Source organism: Bradyrhizobium sp. AZCC 1721, assembly GCF_036924715.1.
In the GTDB taxonomy this organism is placed as follows: domain Bacteria; phylum Pseudomonadota; class Alphaproteobacteria; order Rhizobiales; family Xanthobacteraceae; genus Bradyrhizobium.
This window is the reverse complement of sequence record NZ_JAZHSB010000001.1, coordinates 4281821-4305878: the sequence shown is the minus strand read 5'-3', so window position 1 is coordinate 4305878 and position 24058 is coordinate 4281821. Positions and strand designations below refer to the sequence as shown.

Annotated in this window: 22 protein-coding genes and 1 tRNA gene; 17 read left to right on the top strand and 6 right to left on the bottom strand. The window is 61.9% G+C overall.

Annotated features, from left to right (window positions below; translation table 11 throughout):
• Positions 1-56 precede the first annotated feature (56 nt).
• Together V1273_RS20660 and V1273_RS20655 are read left to right on the top strand one after the other, a co-directional pair.
• Positions 57-1031 carry an NAD(P)H-dependent flavin oxidoreductase gene (locus V1273_RS20660; RefSeq protein ID WP_334363139.1) on the top strand — a complete coding sequence of 325 codons (975 nt, stop codon included), beginning with the start codon at positions 57-59 and terminating at the stop codon, positions 1029-1031.
• Positions 1032-1064: 33 nt separating this feature from the next.
• Entirely contained in the window at positions 1065-2141 is a 1077-nt protein-coding gene (locus V1273_RS20655; protein WP_334363138.1) for an NAD(P)H-dependent flavin oxidoreductase, read from the top strand.
• 14 nt (positions 2142-2155) lie between these two features.
• Here V1273_RS20655 and V1273_RS20650 read toward each other — a convergent pair whose 3' ends face one another.
• A complete protein-coding gene (locus tag V1273_RS20650; protein ID WP_334363137.1) occupies positions 2156-2335 on the bottom strand; it encodes a hypothetical protein in 180 nt (59 codons plus the stop codon).
• A 377-nt stretch (positions 2336-2712) separates the two neighbouring features.
• On the opposite strand from V1273_RS20650, the gene gatC reads away from it, so the two are divergent.
• From gatC to V1273_RS20615, 7 genes are all read left to right on the top strand, one after another.
• Positions 2713-3000, top strand: a complete 288-nt coding sequence (gatC, locus tag V1273_RS20645) for an Asp-tRNA(Asn)/Glu-tRNA(Gln) amidotransferase subunit GatC (protein WP_334410705.1) — start codon at positions 2713-2715, stop codon at positions 2998-3000.
• Between the two features lie 29 nt (positions 3001-3029).
• On the top strand, positions 3030-3245 hold the full coding sequence (locus V1273_RS20640; RefSeq protein WP_057850177.1) for a hypothetical protein: 216 nt from the start codon (positions 3030-3032) through the stop codon (positions 3243-3245).
• Positions 3242-4717 (top strand): Asp-tRNA(Asn)/Glu-tRNA(Gln) amidotransferase subunit GatA, encoded by a 1476-nt coding sequence (gene gatA, locus V1273_RS20635; protein ID WP_334363134.1) that lies wholly within the window; start codon positions 3242-3244, stop codon positions 4715-4717. The genes V1273_RS20640 and gatA overlap by 4 nt, the downstream gene beginning before the upstream one ends.
• A gap of 1 nt (position 4718) precedes the next feature.
• Positions 4719-5012, top strand: coding sequence for a hypothetical protein (locus V1273_RS20630; protein ID WP_334363133.1), 294 nt, complete (start codon positions 4719-4721; stop codon positions 5010-5012).
• Positions 5009-6493, top strand: coding sequence for an Asp-tRNA(Asn)/Glu-tRNA(Gln) amidotransferase subunit GatB (gene gatB / locus V1273_RS20625; protein ID WP_334363132.1), 1485 nt, complete (start codon positions 5009-5011; stop codon positions 6491-6493). Before V1273_RS20630 ends, gatB begins: the two co-directional genes overlap by 4 nt.
• Positions 6494-7433: 940 nt before the next feature.
• The gene (locus V1273_RS20620) at positions 7434-7997 is read left to right on the top strand and encodes a hypothetical protein (RefSeq protein WP_334410704.1); all 564 of its coding nucleotides are present in this window, start codon (positions 7434-7436) and stop codon (positions 7995-7997) included.
• Between the two features lie 75 nt (positions 7998-8072).
• Complete coding sequence (locus V1273_RS20615; RefSeq protein WP_028345640.1) at positions 8073-8339, top strand: hypothetical protein; 267 nt, start codon at positions 8073-8075, stop codon at positions 8337-8339.
• A 12-nt stretch (positions 8340-8351) separates the two neighbouring features.
• Here the strand turns inward: V1273_RS20615 and V1273_RS20610 are convergent, their stop codons facing one another.
• Together V1273_RS20610 and V1273_RS20605 are read right to left on the bottom strand one after the other, a co-directional pair.
• Positions 8352-9311, bottom strand: a complete 960-nt coding sequence (locus tag V1273_RS20610; RefSeq protein ID WP_334410703.1) for a DUF1186 domain-containing protein — start codon at positions 9309-9311, stop codon at positions 8352-8354.
• A gap of 151 nt (positions 9312-9462) precedes the next feature.
• Positions 9463-9556, bottom strand: a tRNA-Ser gene (locus V1273_RS20605).
• An 858-nt stretch (positions 9557-10414) separates the two neighbouring features.
• Here V1273_RS20605 and V1273_RS20600 point away from each other — a divergent pair.
• Both V1273_RS20600 and V1273_RS20595 read left to right on the top strand, forming a co-directional pair.
• A complete protein-coding gene (locus tag V1273_RS20600) occupies positions 10415-12013 on the top strand; it encodes a porin (protein ID WP_334363129.1) in 1599 nt (532 codons plus the stop codon).
• Positions 12014-12275: 262 nt separating this feature from the next.
• The gene (locus V1273_RS20595) at positions 12276-13919 is read left to right on the top strand and encodes a porin (protein WP_334410702.1); all 1644 of its coding nucleotides are present in this window, start codon (positions 12276-12278) and stop codon (positions 13917-13919) included.
• 69 nt (positions 13920-13988) lie between these two features.
• On the opposite strand, the gene V1273_RS20590 is transcribed toward V1273_RS20595, so the two are convergent.
• A complete protein-coding gene (locus V1273_RS20590; protein WP_442893754.1) occupies positions 13989-16217 on the bottom strand; it encodes a lytic transglycosylase domain-containing protein in 2229 nt (742 codons plus the stop codon).
• Between the two features lie 289 nt (positions 16218-16506).
• Here V1273_RS20590 and dapA point away from each other — a divergent pair, with 289 nt between their 5' ends.
• From dapA to V1273_RS20570, 4 genes are all read left to right on the top strand, one after another.
• A complete protein-coding gene (gene dapA / locus V1273_RS20585; protein ID WP_334410700.1) occupies positions 16507-17397 on the top strand; it encodes a 4-hydroxy-tetrahydrodipicolinate synthase in 891 nt (296 codons plus the stop codon).
• A gap of 42 nt (positions 17398-17439) precedes the next feature.
• Positions 17440-17853, top strand: a complete 414-nt coding sequence (gene mscL / locus V1273_RS20580; protein WP_334363126.1) for a large conductance mechanosensitive channel protein MscL — start codon at positions 17440-17442, stop codon at positions 17851-17853.
• A gap of 165 nt (positions 17854-18018) precedes the next feature.
• Positions 18019-18492, top strand: a complete 474-nt coding sequence (gene smpB, locus V1273_RS20575; protein WP_057845702.1) for an SsrA-binding protein SmpB — start codon at positions 18019-18021, stop codon at positions 18490-18492.
• A gap of 124 nt (positions 18493-18616) precedes the next feature.
• The gene (locus V1273_RS20570; RefSeq protein WP_334410699.1) at positions 18617-19192 is read left to right on the top strand and encodes a peroxiredoxin; all 576 of its coding nucleotides are present in this window, start codon (positions 18617-18619) and stop codon (positions 19190-19192) included.
• Positions 19193-19226: 34 nt separating this feature from the next.
• Here the strand turns inward: V1273_RS20570 and V1273_RS20565 are convergent, their stop codons facing one another.
• Together V1273_RS20565 and V1273_RS20560 are read right to left on the bottom strand one after the other, a co-directional pair.
• The gene (locus tag V1273_RS20565; protein WP_334381973.1) at positions 19227-19880 is read right to left on the bottom strand and encodes a uracil-DNA glycosylase; all 654 of its coding nucleotides are present in this window, start codon (positions 19878-19880) and stop codon (positions 19227-19229) included.
• 145 nt (positions 19881-20025) lie between these two features.
• A complete protein-coding gene (locus tag V1273_RS20560) occupies positions 20026-20655 on the bottom strand; it encodes a LabA-like NYN domain-containing protein (protein ID WP_028345653.1) in 630 nt (209 codons plus the stop codon).
• Between the two features lie 354 nt (positions 20656-21009).
• Between V1273_RS20560 and rpoZ the strand changes: the two genes are divergently transcribed.
• Together rpoZ and V1273_RS20550 are read left to right on the top strand one after the other, a co-directional pair.
• Positions 21010-21402 carry a DNA-directed RNA polymerase subunit omega gene (gene rpoZ, locus V1273_RS20555; protein WP_024512695.1) on the top strand — a complete coding sequence of 131 codons (393 nt, stop codon included), beginning with the start codon at positions 21010-21012 and terminating at the stop codon, positions 21400-21402.
• Positions 21403-21707: 305 nt separating this feature from the next.
• A complete protein-coding gene (locus V1273_RS20550) occupies positions 21708-23996 on the top strand; it encodes a RelA/SpoT family protein (protein ID WP_334363121.1) in 2289 nt (762 codons plus the stop codon).
• Positions 23997-24058 lie beyond the last annotated feature (62 nt).

Genomic DNA, 24058 nt, shown 5'->3' with positions numbered 1-24058 from the left:
TTTTTAGAGAATGATAGTTCGGCCTAGATTGCCTGTCCAGTTTGCAGGGAATGGACATGCCGATCTCCACGCCGTTGACCGCCCGTCTGGGCATCCCGCATCCAATCCTGTCGGCGCCGATGGATGTGATTGCGGGGGCGCGTCTCACATCCGCGGTTAGTGCTGCCGGAGGGTTCGGCATCCTCGGCGGAGGTTATGGCGACCGGGCGTGGCTCGAGCAGGAGACGGCCAAGCTTGCCGATCTATCCGATCCCTTCGGCATCGGCTTCATCACCTGGAGCCTTGCCAAGCAGCCGGCGCTCCTGGATGTCGCGTTTGAAGCCGGTCCACGCGCCATCATGCTCTCGTTCGGCGATCCCACACCTTTCGCACCGCGCGTCAAATCATCGGGCGCGTTGTTGATCTGCCAGGTTCAGGACGAGGACATGGCGCGACAGGCGCTGGATGCAGGCGCCGACATTCTGATCGCGCAGGGAACGGAAGCCGGCGGCCACGGCGCCTCGCGCAGCACGATCGACATCGTGCCGGCGATTGTTGATCTGGCGGCCGGCCGGGTGCCAGTCGCAGCAGCAGGCGGGATAGGCGACGGCCGCGGGCTTGCGGCGATGATGATGCTGGGCGCTTCCGGCGTGCTGCTCGGCACCCGCTTTTATGCCAGCCAGGAATGCGATGGAGCGGACGAAGCCAAGCGGCGCATCTGTGCCGCAACCAGCGGCAACAGCGTCCGCGGCATCATTTTCGATCTCTCGCGCAACAATGTCTGGCCGGCGCCGTTTACCGGCCGCTGCCTGATCAACGATCATGCGCGGCGCTGGATGGGACACGAGGTCGAACTGATGCAGAACCTCAAAGCGGTCGCTGCCGAATATGCGGCGGCGAGAGCGGCGGGCAATTTCGATATCGCTGCCGTCATCGCGGGCGAAGCCGTCGGGCTGATTCATGATATCCCGCCGGCCAGCGAGATCGTTGACAGGATCGTTACCGAGGCAGAGCAGATAGTGGGTGGACGACGGAATTCCGTCGCCGCCTGACCCGCAACACAATACATTCAAGCGAGCAGAACCATGTGGCCAGACCGCCGGATCATCGACCTCTTCAAGACCGAATTTCCGATCGTGGTGGCGCCGATGGCCGGCGTCGTGGACGCCGAGCTCGTGATCGCGGCGGCGCAGGGCGGGGCGCTCGGCTCGCTGCCCTGCGCGATGATCTCGGCCGAGAAAGCGCGTGAGCAGGTCAACATCGTCCGCCAACGCGTCACCGCGCCGGTCAACATGAACTTCTTCTGTCACAAGCCGGTCGATGCCGATCCAGCGCGCGAGGCCGGTTGGAAGGCGCGGCTTGGCTCTTATTACAAGGAATTGGGTATCGATCCTGCCTCGCCCATCAACGCCACCAACCGCGCGCCGTTCGATGAAGCCATGTGTGCGGTGGTGGAAGAACTGAAGCCGGAAATCGTCAGCTTCCACTTCGGCCTGCCGGATCCGGCGCTGGTCAAGCGCGTCAAGGCGGCGGGCTGCCTCGTGATGTCCTCGGCAACCATCGTAAAGGAAGCGATCTGGCTGGAGGAGAACGGCGCCGACGTCATCATCGCGCAAGGCGCGGAAGCCGGCGGCCATCGCGGCATGTTCCTGACCGACAATATCGCCCAGCAGCCCGGCACGTTTGCGCTGGTGCCGCAGGTGGCCGACGCCGTGAAAGTGCCGGTGATCGCGGCCGGCGGCATCGCCGACGGGCGCGGTATTGCGGCGGCGTTCGCGCTCGGCGCATCCGGCGTGCAGATCGGCAGCGCCTATCTGCGCTGCCCGGAATCCAGGGTGATCGGACCGGCGCGCACGGCGCTGGCCCGGGCGCATGATGATTCCACCGTCATCACCAATGTCATGACCGGCCGTCCTGCGCGTGGCGTTGCCAACCGTGTCATGCGCGAGGTCGGACCGATCTCGCCGGACGCGCCGGCGTTCCCGCACGCCGCAACCGCGCTCGGGCCGCTGAAGGCGGCGGCCGAAAAGCTCGGCAGGGTCGATTTCACCAGTCTGTGGGCCGGGCAGGCGGTGCGGATGGGCCGCGAAATGCCGGCGGCGGAATTGACCCGCTCGCTCGCAGGCGCTGCGCTGGCGCGGTTCGGTGCGCTAAGCGGATAAGTCCTGTTCGCCGCTCAGTGCGCCGGTTCGTCGCGCCTGACGTCCAGATGCTCCGCGGCCAGCGACCGGTAATGTGCGGCCATCTCCTTGTAGTGCTGCCTGGAGATGGGGTCGGTCGCATTTTCGGCGCGGCGTTCGAACATTTCCGCCTTTTCCCGCAGGATTTCAGCGTGGGAGATTTTAGCCTGGGACATGGCTCTCCTCCCGTTTGGGTCAGGTTAAGCAGGCGAGGTAGATGATCGCGACGCCGAGAACGGTCCCGATGGACCAGAGGGCCGGATCCCAGCTTTCCAATCCGGCGCGGTCATTTTCGATGGTCGACATCACACGGCCTCCCGATGTTCCGGCCGCGACTTTCGTCCCCCGACTGTTTCAGGATGACTACGTCAATCGATAAAAATGGTTTCGTCGGGGCGCTTTTGCGCAAGAAATCTGCGCTTCGCACACGAAATCTTGTCCATCAGGGCAAGGGCGACCGAAAGGGCCTGCGGCCGCCTGTTCCCGCGGTTGCGGCGCAAAAGCAGCCTCTGCTATACGGCGGGTGCGAATTCCCCGTTTGAGGCCTATATTTATGTCCGTTGATGCCGCCACCGTTCGCCGCATCGCGCATCTGGCGCGGATTGCGGTCACCGAGGCCGAGGTTCCCCATCTGCAGGGCGAGCTGAACACCATGCTGGCCTTCGTGGAGCAGCTTTCGGAAGTGAACATCGACGGCGTTGAGCCGATGACCTCGGTGACCCCGATGGAAATGAAGAAGCGGCAGGATGTGGTCAATGACGGCGAGATTCCCGACGACATCGTCAGGAATGCGCCGGAGACGCAAAACCGTTTCTTCCTGGTGCCAAAGGTGGTCGAATAACATCTACTCTGTTTTAGATCGGAAGTCCGATGTGTCTGCTCTGCGACGATGAAAAGGCCTATCAGGCCTACATGAACTATCTCGACGCGATGGAGCGGCAGGGCAAGGCCGCCGATCCCGACAAGGCGATGGATGCCGTGCTCGATCAGCTCGAGGCAGCCGACAAGGCGCGCGCCCAGGAATCGAACAGCCCCGCCAACGACAAGACGCTTTCTCCGTTCTTCTGCAGCCCGATCAATAAATGACCGACCTGACATCTCTGACGATCGCGGAGGCCCGCGAGGGCCTCGCGAGCAAGTCTTTCACCTCGCTTGAACTGACGGACGCGCATCTCGCCGCGATTGAAGCGGCGCGTTCGCTCAATGCCTTCGTGCTGGAAACGCCCGACCAGGCGCGTGCCATGGCGCGTACCGTCGATGCGAAGATTGCCAAGGGCGAGGGCGGGCCGCTTGCCGGCATTCCGCTCGGCATCAAGGACCTGTTCGCAACGAAAGATGTGCGCACCACCGCGTGCTCGAAAATCCTCGGCAACTTCGTGCCGCCGTATGAATCCACCGTGACCTCGCAGCTCTGGCGCGACGGCGCCGTGATGCTCGGCAAGCTCAACAATGACGAATTCGCGATGGGCTCGTCGAACGAAACCTCGTGCTTCGGCCCGGTGGTCAATCCGTGGCGGCGCGAGGGTTCCAACACCACGCTGGTGCCGGGCGGCTCGTCCGGTGGATCAGCATCCGCGGTGGCAGCGCTGCTCTGCATGGGCGCGACTGCGACCGATACCGGCGGTTCGATCCGCCAGCCCGCCGCCTTCACCGCAACCGTCGGCGTCAAGCCGACCTACGGCCGCTGCTCGCGTTGGGGCATCGTGGCGTTCGCGTCCTCGCTCGATCAGGCCGGTCCGATCGCGCGCACGGTGCGCGATTCCGCGATCCTGATGCGCTCGATGGCCGGCCACGACCCAAAGGACACGACCTCGGTCGACATCGGCGTGCCCGACTACGAAGCCGCCGTCGGCAAGTCCGTGAAAGGGATGAGGATCGGTATCCCGAAAGAGTATCGCCTCGACGGCATGCCGGCGGAAATCGAAAAGCTCTGGAGCGAAGGCGCGGCATGGCTGAAAGCGGCCGGCGCCGAACTGGTCGAGGTGTCGCTGCCGCACACCAAATACGCGCTGCCGGCCTATTACATTGTGGCGCCGGCGGAAGCCTCGTCCAACCTCGCGCGCTACGATGGCGTGCGGTACGGCCTGCGCGTGCCGGGCCGCAGCATAGGCGAGTTGTACGAGAACACCCGCGCGGAAGGATTTGGCGATGAAGTGCGTCGCCGCGTCATGATCGGCACTTATGTGCTCTCGGCCGGCTATTACGATGCCTATTATCTGCGCGCGCAAAAAGTCCGCACGCTGATCAAGAAGGATTTTGAAGATTGCTTCGCCAAGGGCATCAGCGCGATCCTGACGCCCGCGACGCCCTCGGCCGCGTTCGGCGTCGGCGAAAAAGGCGGCGCCGATCCGGTCGAAATGTATCTCAACGACATTTTTACGGTGACGGTGAACATGGCGGGGCTGCCGGGCATCGCCGTGCCGGCCGGCAAGGATGCGCAGGGACTGCCGCTTGGACTGCAGTTGATCGGCCGTCCGTTCGATGAGGAGACGCTATTCTCGCTCGGCGAAGTCGTGGAGCAGGCGGCCGGCCGCTTCACGCCGCCGCGCTGGTGGTGACATGCCGGATTTCCGCGCCAGCCTGACGGATGCAGCGCCCGCGCCGGGCCTCGAGCCGCCGCTGGCCGCGTTGTGGTGGGCTGCCAAGGGCGACTGGGACCGGGCGCACAAGATCGTTCAGGACGAGAGCGATGCGAACGCCGCCTGGGTGCACGCCTATCTGCACCGGGTCGAAGGCGATCTCGGCAATGCCGGCTATTGGTATCGCCAGGCCGGCCAGCCGGTGGCGAAGGATTCTCTGGAAGCCGAATGGGAGCGGATCGTGTCCGCGCTGCTCGGAGGTGGAAAAGCATGACCGTGTCAGTCAAACCGGGAAAATTGATCAAGGGCCAGACCGGCGACTGGGAAGTCGTGATCGGGATGGAGGTGCACGCCCAGGTCACCTCGAAGTCAAAACTGTTCTCGGGCGCTTCGACCGAATTCGGCGGCGAGCCGAACAGCCATGTGTCGCTGGTCGATGCCGCGATGCCGGGCATGCTGCCGGTCATCAACGAGGAATGCGTCAAGCAGGCTGTCCGAACCGGGCTCGGCCTTAACGCCAAGATCAACCTGCGCTCGGTGTTCGACCGCAAGAACTATTTCTATCCGGACTCGCCGCAGGGCTACCAGATCAGCCAGTACAAGTCGCCCGTGGTGGGCGAGGGCGAGATCGTGGTCGAACTCGACGGCGGCAGAACCGCCACCATCGGGATCGAGCGGCTGCACCTGGAACAGGATGCGGGCAAATTGCTGCACGATCAGGCACCGGCCATGTCCTATGTCGACCTCAACCGCTGCGGCGTGGCGCTGATGGAGATCGTGTCAAAACCCGATATCCGCGACGCCGAGCAGGCCAAGGCCTATGTGACCAAGCTGCGCTCGATCCTGCGCTATCTCGGTACCTGCGACGGCGACATGGAGAAGGGCTCGTTGCGCGCCGATGTGAACGTTTCCGTACGAAAGCCCGGCGGACCGCTCGGCACCCGCTGCGAAATCAAGAACATGAACTCGATCAACTTCATCGGCCAGGCGATCGAGTACGAGGCCCGGCGCCAGATCGAGATCATCGAGGATGGCGGCACGATCGACCAGGAGACGCGCCTGTTCGACCCCAACAAGGGCGAGACGCGATCGATGCGCTCCAAGGAAGAGGCGCACGACTATCGCTATTTCCCCGATCCCGACCTGCTGCCGCTCGAGTTCACGCAAAGCTATGTCGATGAGCTCAAGGCGAAGCTGCCGGAATTGCCGGACCAGAAGAAGGCGCGCTTCATCGAGAGCCTCGGCCTGTCACCCTACGATGCCGGCGTGCTGGTGGCCGAGCGTGAGAGCGCGGTCTTCTATGAGACCGTGCTGGATGGACTTGCGGACAAGGCGCGCGACGGCAAGCTCGCCGCCAATTGGGTGATCAACGAGCTGTTCGGACGCCTCAACAAGGAAGGCCATGGCATTACGGCGTCGCCAGTGTCGGCGGCGCAGTTGGCCGCGATCGTCGGCCTGATCGGCGAGGGCACGATCTCCGGCAAGATCGCAAAGGACCTGTTCGAGATCGTCTGGACCGAAGGCGGCGACCCGCGCGAGCTGGTCGAGGCGCGCGGCATGAAGCAGGTCACTGACTTGGGCGCAATCGAGAAGGTCGTCGACGACATCATCGCCGCCAATCCGGACAAGGTCGCGCAGGCGAAAGCCAAGCCGCAGCTCGCGGGCTGGTTCGTCGGCCAGGTGATGAAGCAGTCCGGCGGCAAAGCCAATCCGCAAGCAGTCAACGATCTCCTGAAGACGAAGCTCGGCATCTGAGGCGTCCCGTAACGGGACGACTCCGTCGTTGATTGATGCGCGCGAGCGTGTTTCGATCGTCCATCGCGATCTGACATTCACCCGCGCGCCCGATAGCGCAGTTGCGAATCGGTCTTCGCGATTCGCAAAAAAGTTCGGTTTTGGCGAGCGGCGATGAGACGCCAACCCTGTACCCACGAAAATTTTTTTATTGCCAAAATTTGCGACTCAGAGTCCGCGCACATGACGTTTCCGCGGCATCAGTGAGTCGCGACGACATCGAGTGTGCATCGAACGTGGTTTGCGCGAATTCAAGAAAGTGCTGCGGCACAGGCGCTTCTTGCAATCTTGACAAACGCCGATGTCGGTCGTTGCGGCACTTTTTGCATCGACATGCGCATCGATCGTTGTGCCATCGAACGAAGTGCTTCGCGCGCGCTCCAATCGCTGCGTCAACACTTCCTTAAGTGGGACGCTGTTTTTTTGAATGTGTTGGTGTATTCGGGATGTAGTGCATCTCGATTCCCGAGTGCACGCAGCGACTAACGAGCCATCTCACTACATTAGGAGGGCAACATGGCTAAGAAGGCTAAGAAGGCGAAGAAAGCGAAGAGCGCAGTGAAGAAGACTGCGAAGAAGACCCGCAAGGTCGCCAAGAAGAAGAAGTAAGTTCGCTTCTTTGAAAATTGCCGGCGGTTCGATGCCGGCACGTCACCCGAGCCCCAAGACGAAACGCTGAAGGCTCTGGTCGACGAAAGAGGGTGTCGGCGAGACATCAGGTCAAACGGCTGGATCGTATTTCGGAAGAGCTTGCTCTTTCAAACCGGTCCGGCAGAAGAAACAGGTTTTCTTCGTTCGGTGCGGGTATCCTTAACTGCCCGCAATTTCATCGGGGCCAAAAGCCCGGCTTGAAATCTGGTCCTGACGTGTTCGCCGACGCCCTCGTTCCCCTGGGGCGTACTTGCCCCCGGAACGCCCGCTTTCGCTGGAGCGCTCCGACAGCCCGCGCATCAGGCGTCCGGCGCTGAAGTTTTCCAAACTCCCTTCATTGTTTGTTGGCCCCGCCGGTTCGGTTCCGCCTGTCGCTCCGGTTCTGGCGCGTTTCGGTTATCCGGCACGCCTTGAACTCGCATGGCCGCAGCGCGGCGCAACGCCGGGTTATCTGCTGGAACCGTCAACGCCCCGATCGGGTGACGGGGTGAATGATGACACCGACATTGGCCGCAATGGTTATCGTTCCGCGAAGCCGCAGGGTAAACCGACTTTCACGATTGGCCACTTCTCCCTGTGCCGCAGATACTTCTGCGATTGCGTGTTCGACGGCGCAAAGTGCGCGTTTACACCCCGTTCATCGCGAACCTTAAACTGCCCTTCAAATTTGTTCAGCCATGATCATCCCAACAACAGACCGAAAAACGGCACGCGCATGATCCGCCAAAGTGTAAGCGGTTTGGCGATCAGATCATGCGCTCTTCTAAATAAGGGCTGCGCGATCGGACGCAAAACCGGTTTCCACTTTTGCTGATCGCGCGCCGGGGATGTCAACAGTGGACAGGGGCCGCGCTCGGGGGAGGGCGGCAACGATAAGAAGGGGCTACAGATGTTTCAGGGGCAGATCGATCTCGACAACGCAATTCCGGTGGAGGCGACCGCGATTCCGGATGTGCTGTTCGAGCGCGGCCTTTACTGGGCGAGCGGCCGTTCCGGCGTGGTTAATCTCGTCGCGGCTCACAAATGGTTCAATCTCGCCGCGCTGAAGGGACGCGCGGATGCAATCTCCATGCGCCGCGAGGTGGCCGCCATGATGTCAGATGCCGAAATCGCCACCGCGCAACGCGAGGCGCGTGCGTGGATGACTGCGCATTGAAAGTCGCCGGCGTCACGCCGGCGGCTCTCCGTTGGCAAGGCAGCATTTCTTTGCTTTCTTGCCGCTCCCGCAGGGACATGGATCGTTACGTCCGACGTGGCGCCAGGGATTTCTGACCGGCTCGTTCGGATACACGAAATCGGCCCAGGGCGATTTCTCATCGTCTCCTTCGAACACGTCGTCTTCGGACCTGCGCACCCAGGCCAGCGATTCGAGCACATCCTCGATGTAACCGAGATTGGCTTGCGCGAACCGGTCGATGTCGTCGGGCGCGCGTTCGGCTTCGGCAAGATACTCATCAAAGTCAGGGCGACCGATCCACTCCTCGGGAATGCGGTCTTCGTGGAAGGCCTTGTCAACCAGCGGCACCAGGTCGCGCAGGCCGAGCAGGGCGATCGCCCGCAGCCAGCCGACCCAGGCCTGATCGCCGTCTTCCGGCCGTTCCTCATGGAACCGGACAAGAAATCCCTTTAGCCGATCGCGCTCGATGCGGCGCTCCCATGCCAGGAAGGTCGCTGCGCCAAACAATGCTTCACGGATGAATCCGTCGATCGAGCTGTCGGCAATCAAGGCCAACAAGCCGTCGGTATCGCCATCGAATACGCCAGCGACGATTTTGGCCAGGCTCTCGGTGACGGTGTCGCCCAGCAGGAAGTCGACATCTTCATAGGGCCGGCGCAGCAGACGCAGCAGCGGCTGGCACGCTTCGCGGTTACGAGCTCCGCCCAGGATATGAAGCCCGCGGAACAGCAGCAGGCTTTCATCATCTGACAAGGCCTCGCCATCCGCAGCGCTCTCGAGGACGGCGCGCAATTTCGGCGCGGCTTCTTCGATCCTCGCCGTACAAACCGCGATGGCGAAATCAGGAAGGTCTGCTTCCGTTGCGATGGCATGAAGGTGGTCTTCGATCGGGCCGAGATCAGGCGTGTTCTCGCCATCGCCGAGGATTGCTTCGAGTTCTTCCTTTTTCATGCTGCGCTCCACTGCGTGCTGGGCCGATGCTGATCGGATGCGCTCGCAACGGCAAGAGACGATCCAGCATCATCGCAAATGGCGCGGTGATGGGGTGTGCGCGACGTCAGGCAAGACCTGCTACCGACGTCTTGGGCTGGACAAGGCGGGTTGGCGGAGCCGGAGGGATTCGAACCCTCGATAGGGCTTTACAACCCTATAACGGTTTAGCAAACCGCCGCCTTCAGCCACTCGGCCACAGCTCCATGAGGGCGGATATGCCCGACGCGAGGGCGAGCCGCAAGCGGCAGATTCAGGTTACGCCGGGGCTATTTGGTGGCGGTGCTGCCGCAGGCGTTCCTTCCGGTCGATCCCGTATCCCGCGGAGCAGCTCACACCGCTTCTTTTCAAGGCTTCGCATTCGATTCGGCGCCGGGGATGTAGCCCCGACCAAGGGCTTGGGAGCAGGCGCTTATATAAGGCGTCATCTTCGCCCGAAGCGAATGCATTTCGATCCCGGGGCTTTGGCAGTTCCTCGTGAGCTGGTTCCCTGGGAGCCGCCGGCCGAAACTGACCATGACGGCGGGGGCGCCGGCTTAGTCTTAATAATACTTGTCGTGACTCGCGCCCAAACCGGCTGCCGCGCGTCGCCTTTTCTATGCGCGTTTGTTCGATGCGGATTCGGCGAATCCCACCATTCGATTCGACGCAATTGAGATCACCCGGAGGTCAGAACCCGCTTGCTGCGCCGCCCACGCAACTATTCACGTGTCAAATAGAACTAATCAAAAATATCTATTAGAAACAAAGCCTTGCAGAAAAACTTCGATCACAAACACGTGTTATTTGTGCAACACCCTTCGGAAAAGGGGCGGAGTCGGGCCGTTCGAGGCGGTTCCTTTGTTGCTTGTGCAGAAGTCCTCGGTAATTGTGATCGGGCGACGGAGGGGGGCATCCCGAGGTCGTCCCGTTTTAGGTGGTTCGCTTAAGTCCCTCGCGTTCATGCGGGAGTGTCCGAAGGCGCGAAGTGGCTAAGCGGGTTTCAGGGGACAAGGGAACCAACCTTAGGGTGTTTCACCCAGCGGATCCGGAACCTTCCCTACAGAGCAACTTGGAGGTTTAACATGAAGATGGTTAAGAGCCTTATTCTCGGCTCAGCGGCGGGTCTGATCGCCATGAGCGGAGCTCAGGCGGCCGATCTTCCCGTCAAGGCCAAAGCGGTCGAGTACGTGAGGATCTGCTCCCTGTATGGTGCGGGTTTCTTCTATATCCCGGGCACCGACACCTGCATCAAGCTGGGTGGTTATCTGCGCGTCGACACCACGTTCAACGGCGGCATCTACGGCTCGCCGGCATGGAACGGCGATATCGGTCAGGGCAACCGCTACGCCAACTACTTCGCGGCCCGTTCTCGTCTGGCGCTGACGGTTGATACCCGCACCGCCACTGAATACGGCGTTGTCCGCACCTTCGGTCAGGCCAACATCCAGTTCAGCACGCTCGGCAACACCACCTTCAATCCGAACTCGCTGGCGACCAACCTCGGCAACAACACGAACCTGCTTGACTCCGCAGGCAACGGCTATGTCGCGGTCGACCAGATCTTCCTGCAGTTCGCAGGCTTCACCTTCGGTAAGTCGGTTTCGGCCTTTGCGTCGCCCTGGAACGGCTATCCGGGCAACAACAACTCGAACCTGATCGGCGGTCCGGACTACGTCACCGGCGTCAACAACATCCAGTACACCGCGCAGTTCGGCAACGGCGTGTCGGCCACCATCGGCCTGGACGAACCGACCGTGTACAACCGTACGACCATCGGATATCTGGCAACTTTCCCGGCAACCGCTGCTACTCCCACGGCACTCGCAACCAATCCGTCCAGTTCGGTCTCGACGCTCGGAGTTGCGCCGAACGCCTATGGTGGCGTCCATGCTCCGGATATTGTCGGCAACATCCGCGTCGACCAGGCCTGGGGTCTGTTCCAGATTGGCGGTTTGGCGCATCTCGTGAACCCTTCGTACAACGTGCTGACCTCGGCGGGCTTGCCGACGCCTCTGTCGGAAATCTCCGGTCACCCCGACTCGAAGTGGGGCGGCGCGGTGATGGCGGCCTTGCAGATCAAGAATCTGCCGACCGGTGCGGGCGATGACTTCAAGATCGACGCCACCTACGCCAAGGGCTCCACCAAGTCAGTGATCTCCACCAGCGGCACTTCGCCGAACTTTGCGATGTTCGGCGATACTAGCCGTGCGGGAGCCTATCAGAGCTACGGCTTTGGCTACACCAGTGACGGCGTATACGTCCCGGGTGGCGAGATCGAGCTTACGGATGCCTGGGGCGTCCGTGGTGCGTTCAACCACAACTGGGATCCCTACTGGTCGACCAGCCTCTGGGGTAGCTACGCCCAGGTTCGCTACAATGGTACAGCGACCGCGAACTACTGTGCGGCCTTCGCAGCCCCTGTAACGGGTCGCTCTTTCAGTGGCGACTTCACCTGCAACCCGGACTTCAATGTTGCGATGGTGGGTGCGGTCACCCGCTGGACCCCCGTCAGGAACCTGACGTTCTCGGCTGAAGTCGGCGCGTTCTTCCTCGACCAGAAGATGACGGGTGCGATCACGGCACAAGCTCCGGGCGCTACCAGCCCGAAGCCGGTTGCCACCTACGAGTTCCGGGACCAGAGCACTGTGTTCCTGAACATTCGCGCTCAGCGTAACTTCTGATCCCGAAAGACTTGAAACACTAGGAGAACCCCGGCAGGCAACTGCCGGGGTTTTTCATTGCAGCCCACATCTTTTGTTGTGAGTCGAATCTCCGTAGCAGAACAGCCACACCGGCGCGTTAAACTGAAACTCTTCACGGCGTTGTCATTCCACGCAAAAATTTTTGGATTACGTATGCAGCATGCATTTGCATGAAGCGCGGGGCATCGCGGGACACAACTTGCATAAGTCGCGGGGCATCGCGAACAGGAGATATATAACAATGAAAACAGCGCGAACTTTAATTTTAAGCTCGGCGGCAGGCTTGATCGCCCTGAGCGGCGCACAAGCGGCCGACCTTCCGGTCAAAGCCAAGGCAGTCGAATATGTCAGGGTCTGTTCGCTTTACGGCGCCGGCTTCTTCTACATCCCGGGCAGCGACACCTGCATCAAGCTCGGCGGCTACCTGCGCGCGGACGTCACGTTCAACGGCGGTGCGCACGGCGCCCCCGCCTGGAACGGTGATATCGGTCAGCAGAACCGCTACGCTAATTACTTCGTGGCCCGCTCCCGTATGGCGCTGACGGTCGATACCCGCACCGCTACCGAATACGGCGTCGTCCGCACCTTCGGCCAGGCTGACATTCAGTTCACCACGCTCGGCGGCAGCACGTTCAACCCCAACTCCCTCGCGACTAACCTCGGCAACAACCCGCAGCTTCTTGACACCGCGGGCAACGGCTATGTCGCGGTCGAATTCGTTTTCATCCAGTTCGCCGGCTTCACCTTCGGTAAGTCCGCCTCAGCCTATGCCACGCCGTGGCAGGGTTTCCCGGGCAATATCAACTCCTCCTTGCTCGGCGGTCACAACACCGATACCGGCGTCAACAACATCCAGTACACCGCCGAGTTCGGAAACGGCGTGTCGGCCTCGATCGGTCTCGACGACCCGACGGTGTGGGATCGCACCAGTGTCGGATATTTGGCGCTCTTCCCAGCCACTGCTGCCACTCCAACTGCACTCGCGACCAATCCGACCAGTTCAGTCAACGCGGTGGGGATTCCGTCCAACGCCTATGCCGGCGTCCACGCGCCCGACATCGTCGGCAGAATCCGGGTGGATCAGGCCTGGGGTCTGTTCCAGCTTTCGGCAGCCGCGCATGAAGTGAACGGTTCGTACAACACGCTGGGCGCGGGCGCTGTCCCGACCGCACTTTCCGAAATCAGCGGCCACCCCGAGAGCAAGTGGGGCGGCGCGGTGATGGCGGCGTTGCAGATCAAGAACATTCCGACCGGTGCAGGCGACGACATCAAGCTCGACGTTTCCTACGCCAAGGGCGCCACCAAGTACGTTATCGCCACCAGCGGCACCTCGCCGAACTTCGCGATGTTCGGCGATAGCGGCTTCGGCTATCAGAGCGTCGGCTTCGGCGCGACCACCGACGGCGTCTATTTCCCGGGCGCGGCCGGTACCGGCGGTATCGCTTTGACGACGGCCTGGGGCGTCCGTGGCGCGTTCAACCACAACTGGAATCCGAACTGGTCGACCAGCCTGTTCGGCAGCTACTCTGCCGTCAGGTACGATGGTGGCGCGAACGACAATCTGCTCGGTGCAGGAACCTCGACGGCCAAGGGCGCTTACTGCGCCGCTTTCAACGTTAGCCACCCGGGTCAGGCGTTGGTCGGGAATGCTGCGGGCAGCTATACCTGTAACCCCGACTTCAACGTCTCGCAGCTCGGCGTCGTTACCCGTTGGACCCCGGTCAAGAACCTGACGTTCTCGGGCGAAGTCCAGTGGTTCCATCTCGACCAGAAGATGTCGGGCTCCTCGGTGTTCACGGCGACCCCTCCGAAGCCGAACGCGCTCTACGAGTTCAAGGATCAGGACACGGTCCTACTCCAGTTCCGCGCCCAGCGTAACTTCTGACATTGATCCTGGGGCGATGCGGCAGAAGTCGCATCGCCCTTGGCGCCGTACATCAAATCTGTACTGCTGCTATTCGACGCTGGCGCCGCGGTGCAGGTCGGCTTCAATTTGAAGCTTGGTCCCGCCGCCGAACCGCGCGCGATATACCTGCAGGTTCTCCATAATCCGCTGCACATAGTTGCGCGTCTCGGAGAACGGGATCTGCTCGACCCAATCGACCGCGTCGACCTTGGGATCGCGGGGATCACCGTAACGCTCGATCCATTTCTTGACGCTGCCGCGACCGGCATTGTAGCCCGCGAAGGTCAGAATGTAGGAGCCGCGATAGTCCTCGAGCAGCCCGCCGAGCTCGGCCGCGCCGAGCATGGCGTTGTAGACCGAGTCCGTCTTCATCCGCTGAAGGTCAAAGCTGACGCCGGCCCGCTTGCAGACATAGCGACCGGCGTCCGGCGTCACCTGCATCAGCCCGTAGGCCTGGGCCGGTGAGACCACGGCCGGATTGAAGGCGCTTTCCTGCCGCGCGATCGAATAGACGACGCTGGGCTCGACCTCGGGCCCGATCTGCTTGAACGACGGGATGCCGGTGACGGGATAGGCGTAGACGTCGAACGGCAGGCCGCGATTGAGCGCGGCCTTGCCGAGCAGCAGCATGCCGCGGGCGTCGTGGTGGCGCGAGGTGAGCTCACCGAGACCCACCAGGGCTTCGGGATCGCCGTTCTCACCCATGTCGGCGAAAATCGGGATCGCGAGTTCGCGCTCGTCGAGGTCATACAGCAACTGCACCGCGCGAACGATCTCGAATCGCTCGACGCCGCGGCCGCGGGCGCTCGGGACGCCATTCAACTGAAGCTGCGGCAGGCCGAGCTTGGCGCGGGCGAGCTGACCATAATAACTGGTCGATTGTTCGGCCGCGCGCCCATAGGCCGCGCGGGCCTCTTGCGCGCGACCGGCCGCTTCCGCCGCGCGGCCTTGCCAATAGCCGGCGCGCGCCAATGCAGTCGGGTTTGCGCTGCCGACGCCGATGCGCGCGAAGTGCTGGGCTGCGACCGCAGGATCTTTCAGGAACCGCAGCGCAATCCAGCCAGCGGTGAATTCCTGTTCGGTCTTGTAGATGTCGCGCGTCGGCAGCGCCGCATCCCGCGCGATCAGATACGCGGTGCGATGCTCGCCGACATCGAGCATCTTGCGCGCCAGCAAGCGTCGCTCGATCCACCATTCGTTGAGATTGTGCAGGCGATTCGGGTCTTTCGGCGCGCTCAGCATGAGCTGCACGGCCTCATTGAACTTCTCTTCGCGGCGTAGGAGCTGGATTTTCGCGAAGATGTAGCCGGTTTCGCCGTGCAATTCGTGCGGCACCGCCTCAAGCAGCGCCCTGAGGTTGGAAGACTTCTTGTTGGCCGCGATCCGCGCTTTCGCAAGCGCGACGTGGCCTGAGCCGAGCCGCTTCGCGGCCCGCATGCCGCCGGCTTCCTGCTCGGTGCTGTAAAGCAGCGACTCCATCCGTGCCTTGTGGTCGCCCGCCGTCAGCAGCGCGCCGAACATATCGAGCGCGGCGTTCTCGGTGTCTTCCGACATGCCGTCGTGACGCCAGCCCTCGCGGACCAGCCGTTCGGCATTGGCGCGATCGCCGCGCGCGAGCATCGCCTTCGCCAGCGCGAACTTGCCCTTGGCCGAGATCGGGGATTCGTTCTCGAACCACGACCAGACGGTCGAATCGTCGCGGCGGTCGTCCCACAGCGCGGCCTCGATGCGCCGGCGCATGAAAGTCTGCGACGGCCAACTCGGATTGGCTGAAACAAACGCACGGTAGCGCTCGACCGAGGCATTGTTGTTGTCGCTGCGCAGGATCAGCCATTCCGCGAGCTTGCGAGCGACAGGGTCCGAGATCGCGGCTTGCACCTGCGTTGCATCGCCGGGCTTCTGCTTGCGCACCAATTCGATGACGTTCTCCAGCGCGTCCTTGTCGGCCTGAGAGGTCGAGGAGGTCGCGGCCACTGCGGCTGGGGCGTGTCTGCGCGGAGGCGGCGCGACAGCATGCTGGCGGGTCGCAGGCGCCAGAACAGGCGGCGGCGGGGCCGGCGCTGCATGCGCCGGCGCAGTCGATGCAGCCGGGGTGCCGGTGTTCGCCGTCGGCGCGGACTTGGGAACGACGTTGCGGGCAATCGGCCGCGGCTTCGGCACGGGAACTTTTGACTTGGCCCAGCTTTCCAGAGGGAAGGAGGTCAGTCCGACCGCCAGCGCCAGGCTTGTGGCCAGTGCGGTCGATCGCAACGCGGCGGCGCGGGCGGAAGGGATCACGGCTTTCCTCTGCGGCGGCGAATCATTCAATCGCTCCAGCCTTGGTCTATTTTGATTGAATATGTGGACAAAATGCTAAAAGCGTCGCGCTGGACCTGTTTGCGCCATCACCGCGGCAAAATCGCGGCTATCGGCCTTCGAGGAAGGCAAATGTCGGCCCGCGGCAGGAAAGCGTGTTGGAACAAGGCGCTAAGCGCCTGATGCACGGCCCTTTCGTCTGGTCGCCAGACCCGATATGAATTGAAATCCAGTTTCAGTCGTGCCGTTTCTTAAGCGTTGGAGGAAGTCCATGGCAGCCAAGACAAAATTTCGGGGATCGTTCACCGCCTTGGTCACGCCATTCAAGAACGGCTCGGTCGACGAGGCCGCTTTCCGCGGCTTGGTGAACTGGCAGATCGCCGAAGGCACCCACGGCCTGGTCCCGGTCGGCACGACCGGTGAAAGTCCGACGCTGAGCCATGACGAGCACAAGCGCGTGGTCGAATGGTGCATCGACGAGGCGAAGGGCAAGGTGCCGGTGATTGCCGGCGCGGGCTCGAACTCGACCAAGGAAGCGGTCGAGCTTGCCGAGCATGCGGAAAAGGCGGGAGCGGATGCGGTGCTGGTGGTGACGCCGTACTACAACAAGCCCACCCAGGAAGGCATGTACCAGCACTTCAAGGCAATCAACGATGCCATTGGCATTCCGATCATCATCTACAACATTCCCGGCCGTTCCGTGATCGACATGTCGGTCGAGACCATGACGCGGCTATTCGCGCTGAAGAACATCGCCGGCGTCAAGGATGCGACCGCCAGCATGGTGCGGGTATCGCAGCAGCGCGCGGCGATGGGCGAAGACTTCAACCAATTGTCGGGCGAGGACGCCACTATCCTCGGCTACATGGCGCATGGCGGCCATGGCTGCATCTCGGTCACGTCCAACGTCGCGCCGCGGCTGTGCTCGGAATTCCACGCGGCATGGCAGAAGGGAGATCACGCCACCGCGCTCAAGCTGCACGACAAGCTGATGCCGCTGCACAACAACCTCTTCATCGAAAGCAATCCGGCGCCGGTGAAATACGCGCTCTCGCTGCTCGGCAAGATCGACGAGAAGCTGCGGCTGCCGATGGTGCCGGTTACCGAGCCGACGCGCCTCGCCGTGCGCAGCGCCATGGTCCATGCCGGCCTGATCAACTAGGTCGGTTCCGCTTCGCCTGAAGAACGAAGAGGGGAAGCCAATATGCTGAAGGAATTCCGCGAATTCGCGATGAAGGGTAACGTCGTCGACCTCGCGGTTGGCGTGATCATCGGTGCGGCCTTCGGCGCCATCGTGACCTCGCTGGTCGGCGACGTCATCATGCCGGTTATCGGCGCGATCACAGGCGGACTTGATTTCTCCAACTATTTCACGCCACTGTCGAAGGCGGTAAACGCCAGCAACCTGGCGGACGCCAAAAAGCAAGGCGCCGTACTGGCTTGGGGTAATTTCCTTACGCTGACACTGAACTTCCTCATCGTCGCCTTTGTGCTGTTCGTCGTTATTCGCGCGATGAACAAGCTGAAGCGCAAGGACGAAGCTGCGCCCGCGCCACCGAAGCTGACCCGACAGGAAGAACTGCTGATCGAGATCCGCGATCTGCTCAAGAAGGGCTAGTGCCGCCGATTTGAGGTCACCACAGTGTTTGCCGCGAGTCCGCGTGGGGACCTCAAATCGAAAAGCGGCCCTAGCAATCATAAGTTTGCTGGTGCCCTTTGTCTTCCGAAGTTCGTATAACGGGCTCCGCAATTACTGTACGAACTTCGGAATAGGGCACTAGCCGTGGCTGATAAGAACGAACGCCCAATCAAGGTCGTCGCCGAAAACCGCAAGGCCCGATTCAATTATGCAATCGAGGACACGGTCGAGGCTGGCATCGCGCTGACCGGAACCGAAGTAAAGTCGATCCGCAATGGCAAGACCACCATTGCGGAGTCCTATGCGGATTCCAAGGACGGCGAGATCTGGCTGATCAACGCCAATATTCCGGAATATCTGCAGGCCAACCGCTTCAACCACGAGCCGAAACGGCCGCGCAAATTGCTGTTGCACCGAAAGCAGATCAACAAGCTGATGGGCGCAGTCGATCGCGAAGGCATGACGCTGATTCCGCTAAAGCTCTATTTCAACGAGCGCGGCCGCGCCAAGCTGTTGCTGGCGATCGCCAAGGGCAAGAAGCTGCACGACAAGCGCGAGAGCGAAAAGAAGCGCGACTGGGGCCGGGAAAAAGGCCGCCTGATGCGGGCGAGAGGATAGAGGGCGAATAGTTCGTAGGATGGGTAGAGCGCAGCGAAACCCATCACAGCGCTCGTTGATTGGAGCTCTATGTTGATGGGTATCGCTTCGCTCAACCCATCCTACGACGGAAGTGGAGCCTGAAATGAACCAGAAAAACCTGCATGAAGTCGACTGGAGCAAGATCCCCCCGCCGGTCGACGACGGCGCGGCGGCGCATCTCGTCGGCATGGCGATTCCGCCGATCACGCTGCTGGCCACCGATGATAGTTCGGTGACGCTCTCGGCGCTTCCCGGCCGCACCGTGGTGTTCGCCTATCCCCGCACCGGGTCGCCGGGCAAGATCAGCTTGGTCGACGACTGGGACATGATTCCCGGCGCGCGCGGCTGCACGCCGCAAACCTGCTCGTTCCGCGATCTGTTTGCGGAGTTGAAAGCGGCCGGCACCAGGCAGGTGTTCGGCCTATCGACCCAGGACAACGTCTACCAGACCGAAATGGCGTCACGGCTGCATTTGCCGTTTCCGGTTCTGTCGGATGAAAAGCTTAAGCTCACCCGCGCCCTGAATTTGCCGACGATGGAGGTGGCGGGACTGACGTTGATCAAGCGGCTGGCGCTGATCGTGGACGATGGGCGCATTGCCCACGTGTTCTATCCGGTTTTCCCGCCCGACCGGAACGCCGCCGACGTACTGGCATGGCTGAGGGAAAATCCGCGGTAAAGGTGTTCTGTTCGCTTTGCCCACCCTTACGACTCTACGTGTCCAAGTCCTTCCGCACTTTCGCAAAGACGTCGCGAAACATCTCCGGTGTCAGCACCCGCGTGTTGGTGTTGTAGCGTGAGCAGTGATAGCTGTCGTAGAGCTTGATATTGCCCGCCTTGTGCACAGCGCCGTGCGCAAAGGGGGCCGCGCCATTGCGCAGGCCGAGCGCCTTCAGGGTCGAGTCATGTGCAATGCGGCCGAGCAGCACGATCGCGCGCAGTTTGGGCATGGTCGCAATTGTCGTCGCCAGAAATTGCCGGCAGGTGCTGATCTCGACCGGCAGCGGCTTGTTTTGCGGCGGCACGCAGCGCACCGCGTTGCTGATCCGGCAGTCAACGAGCTCCAGTCCGTCGTCCGGTCGCGCCTGGTAGACGCCCTTCGCAAAGCCGTATTCCAGCAGGGTCGCATACAAGAGATCGCCGGCGTAGTCGCCGGTGAACGGGCGTCCGGTCCGGTTGGCTCCCTGCAGGCCCGGCGCCAGCCCGACAATCAACAGTTGCGCGGAGGCATCGCCGAACGAAGCGACCGGCGAGTTGTGCCAGCCTGGCTCGCGGGCACGAGCCTGCGCGCGGAATTCGGCGAGTCTCGGGCAGAGCGGGCAGTCGCGGTCGGGTTCGGCGGCCGCAGGGGCGGGGAGATTAGCCATCAGTCCAAAGCATTTTCGAGCGAAATCCAGTCACGGACCTGATCCGGCGTCGATACCGGTTCGCCTCAGATGCGCGCGCCAAAACAAAAAGCCCCGGTTCTGTTTTCAATCAGAACCGAGGCTCTAGCAGTGTACTGGCTCATGCTCAATCGTCGAAATCGTCGTCGCCGGCGCGTGGCGCCACGGTGGTCGCGCGCTGCAGGAATTGCGGCGAGTGGTGACGCGGCTCGCGCGGGGCAGGGCGCTCGGAGGGATCGCGGCCCAGCTTTGATTGCAGCTCGACAAGATCGGTGAAGACATCGGCCTGGCGGCGCAGTTCGTCGGCGATCATCGGCGGCTGGCTCGAAATGGTCGACACGACCGTAACGCGAACGCCGCGGCGCTGCACCGCTTCAACCAGCGAGCGGAAATCGCCGTCGCCCGAAAACAACACGATCTGATCGACATGCTCGGCGAGTTCCATGGCATCGACGGCGAGTTCGATATCCATGTTGCCCTTCACCTTGCGGCGGCCGGATGCGTCGATGAATTCCTTCGTTGCCTTGGTGACGACGGTGTAGCCGTTGTAGTCGAGCCAGTCGATCAATGGACGGATCGAGGAGTATTCCTGATCCTCGATGATTGCCGTGTAGTAAAACGCACGCAACAGCGTTCCTCGGCTCTGAAATTCCTTGAGAAGGCGCTTGTAATCGATGTCGAAGCCGAGCGTCTTGGCCGTTGCGTAGAGGTTGGCGCCATCGATGAAGAGCGCAATCTTGTTGGAAGCTGGTGACATCAAATGGTTCTCACGTTGTTGTTAGCTTTTCTAGCGCAGCGGCCAACGACCGCGCGCACTTTCCAGTTCTGTTGCCTAAAGTTCGGTGAATCGTGCCCCACGACAGTCACCACTGCAATTATGGTGAGGCGAGGGCGAAAAACCTATACTTTTGACATGCAATGAAGAGATTTACTTGTCCTGTACGGCAACCCTGCCGCGTCTGGACGCTCCGGCCCTTCTGGCCCCAAGGGTTGGCGTATCAGAGCCCATTGGGAAGGCAAATCACAAATTTGGTCTTGCGAAAGGCCGCCTGCCACTATAACTAGCGCCCATAACCGACATATTTGGCCCCATTTAACGGAGCGACAGTCTATGGCGCGCGTCACCGTGGAAGATTGCATCGACAAGGTCGACAACCGGTTCGACCTGGTGCTGCTGGCGGCGCATCGCGCCCGTATGATTTCGTCCGGATCGCAACTCACGGTTGATCGCGATAACGACAAAAATCCGGTCGTTTCGCTGCGGGAAATCGCCGATTCCACTATTTCCCCGGAAGACCTCCGCGAGGAACTGGTTCATTCCCTGCAGAAATTCGTCGAGGTCGACGAGCCTGAGCCCGATACCGTGCCTTTGATCGGCTCGGCCGGCGCCAGCGTCGATGCCGACGACACCGAGGTTGCGGTCGAGCGCATGACCGAGGAAGAACTCCTCAAGGGGCTGGAAGGCCTGGCGCCGCCGGAAGAGCAGCCCGAAGAGGACGAGTAACCCGGAACCTTCCGGTCCGTCCCGAACTCCCGATCTGCCAAAGGCCCGGACGCCAGTCCGGGCCTTTGCTTTTGTTGACATTTTTGCGGTTACAATGCGTCCTTGGCGGGCGCGGCCGAAAACGGCTGACTCGCCGGGCCGACAGGCCATCGGGTTGGGCGTTGGATGGCCGCAGGCCCAAGCGAAATTGAACCGTATCGCGGCCCGCGCGGCGTGTATCGCCGTTCGAAAACGCATTAGATGCGTAAACGAGATACGTAAACGGCGGGACCCGTCCGCGTCTGGTGGAAGAAGGTAGTGATGTGATGGCGTATTGGCGCCGCAGCTCCTGGCAAATGCAGGCCGCGACCGGCCAGGTCGCGGTTGCGCCGGGGTCGGCTGTGGCGGAGAAGCCGAAGCGCTCGCGCATGATGCGGCAATACGATCTGGTCGAGCGCGTCCGCTCGTACAATCCGGATACCAACGAAGACCTGCTCAATCGCGCCTATGTCTACGCCATGAAGGCGCATGGCACGCAGACGCGCGCGTCCGGCGATCCCTATTTCTCGCATCCGCTCGAGGTCGCGGCGATCCTGACCAACCTCAAGCTCGACGACGCCACCATCGTCGCCGCGCTGCTGCACGACACTATCGAGGATACCGAGGCGACGCGCGCCGAGATCGACAATATCTTCGGTCACGAGATCGGCGCGCTGGTCGAAGGACTCACCAAGCTGAAGCGGCTGGAGCTGGTCTCGCGCGAAGCCAAGCAGGCCGAGAACCTGCGCAAGCTCTTGCTGGCGATCGCCGACGACGTCCGCGTGCTCCTGATCAAGCTGGCCGATCGCCTGCATAACATGCGCACGCTGGAATTCGTGCCGCACGCCTCGCGCCGCCGCATTGCCGAGGAGACGCTCGACATCTATGCGCCGCTCGCTGGTCGCATGGGTATGCATGAGATGCGCGAGGAACTGGAAGATCTGTCCTTCCACGTGCTCGATCCCGAAGCCTATGCGGTGGTGAAGCAGCGGCTCGACGCGCTTGCCGACCGCAACCGCAATCTGATCGGCGAGATCGAAAGCCAGCTCTCCAAGAACCTGCAGAAGAACGGGATCACTGCGCGCGTCTATGGCCGCCGCAAGCAACCGTTCTCGATCTGGACCAAAATGGAGCGCAAGTCGGTCGGCTTCGAGCAATTGTCCGACATCTACGGTTTCCGCATCATTCTGAGCGACGCCGAGTCTTGCTACCGCGCGCTCGGCGTGGTGCATACCACCTGGCCGGTGGTGCCCGGACGCTTCAAGGACTACATTTCGACACCGAAGCAGAACGACTATCGCTCGCTGCACACCACCGTGATCGGCCCCGGCAACCAGCGCGTGGAATTGCAGATCCGTACCGAGGAAATGAACCGGGTCGCCGAGTTCGGCATTGCCGCGCACGCCTTCTACAAGGACGGCATGGGCTCGCCGACCGAGCGGCTCAAGCACGAATCCAACGCCTTTGCCTGGCTGCGCCATACTATCGGAATTCTCTCCGACAGCGCCAATCCGGAAGAGTTTCTGGAGCACACCAAGCTCGAATTGTTCCACGACCAGGTGTTCTGCTTCACCCCGAAGGGCAAACTGATCGCGCTGCCGCGGCAAGCCAATGTGATCGACTTCGCCTATGCGGTGCATACCGATGTCGGCAACTCGGCAGTCGGCTGCAAGATCAACGGCAAATTCGCGCCGCTGTCGTCCGAATTGCAGAACGGCGACGAGGTCGAGGTTTTGACCTCGCAGGCGCAGTCGGCGCCGCCCTCGGCCTGGGAATCGCTCGCGATCACCGGCAAGGCGCGCGCGGCGATCCGGCGCGCGACCCGTACCGCGGTGCGCGATCAATATGCGGGACTTGGCCGCCGCATCGTCGACCGCCTGTTTGCCCGCGCCAAGATCGAATACGCCGACGACAAGCTGAAGGGTGCATTGCCGCGCCTGGCGCGCGCCTCGATCGAGGACGTGATGGCCTCCGTCGGACGTGGTGAACTGAAGGCCTCCGACGTCGCCCGCGCGATGTACCCGGACTACAAGGAAGAGCGGTTGGTGAAGTACGGGGCGGCCAAGAAGAGCCTCGCGGTGAAATTGAAGCTGAAGTCGCCGCCGCATCCGGCGCGCAGCACCTCCGTAATCCCGGTGCGCGGCATCAATTCGGATTTGCCGGTGAAGTTTGCGCCGAACGGTGGTGCGGTTCCGGGCGACCGCATCGTCGGCATCGTCACGCCGGGCGAGGGGATCACGATCTATCCGATCCAGTCGCCGGCGCTGAAGGATTTCGAGGAGGAGCCGGAGCGCTGGCTCGACGTGCGCTGGGATATCGATGAAGCCATGCCGCAGCGTTTCCCGGCGCGGATCCTGGTGCACAACGTCAACGAGCCCGGCAGCCTCGCCCAGGTCGCCACCGTGATCGCCGAGCACGACGGCAATATCGACAATATCAGCATGTCGCGCCGCTCGCCCGATTTCACCGAGCTGACCATCGATCTCGAGGTCTATGACCTCAAGCATCTCAGTGCAATTATCGCTCAATTGCGTGCCAAGGCCGTCGTCGCCAAGGTCGAGCGTGTCAATGGGTAGGCGATATCGTCATTGCAGGGCAAAAGCGCGAAGCGCGTCTCTTGCACTAAGCGACCCGGCAA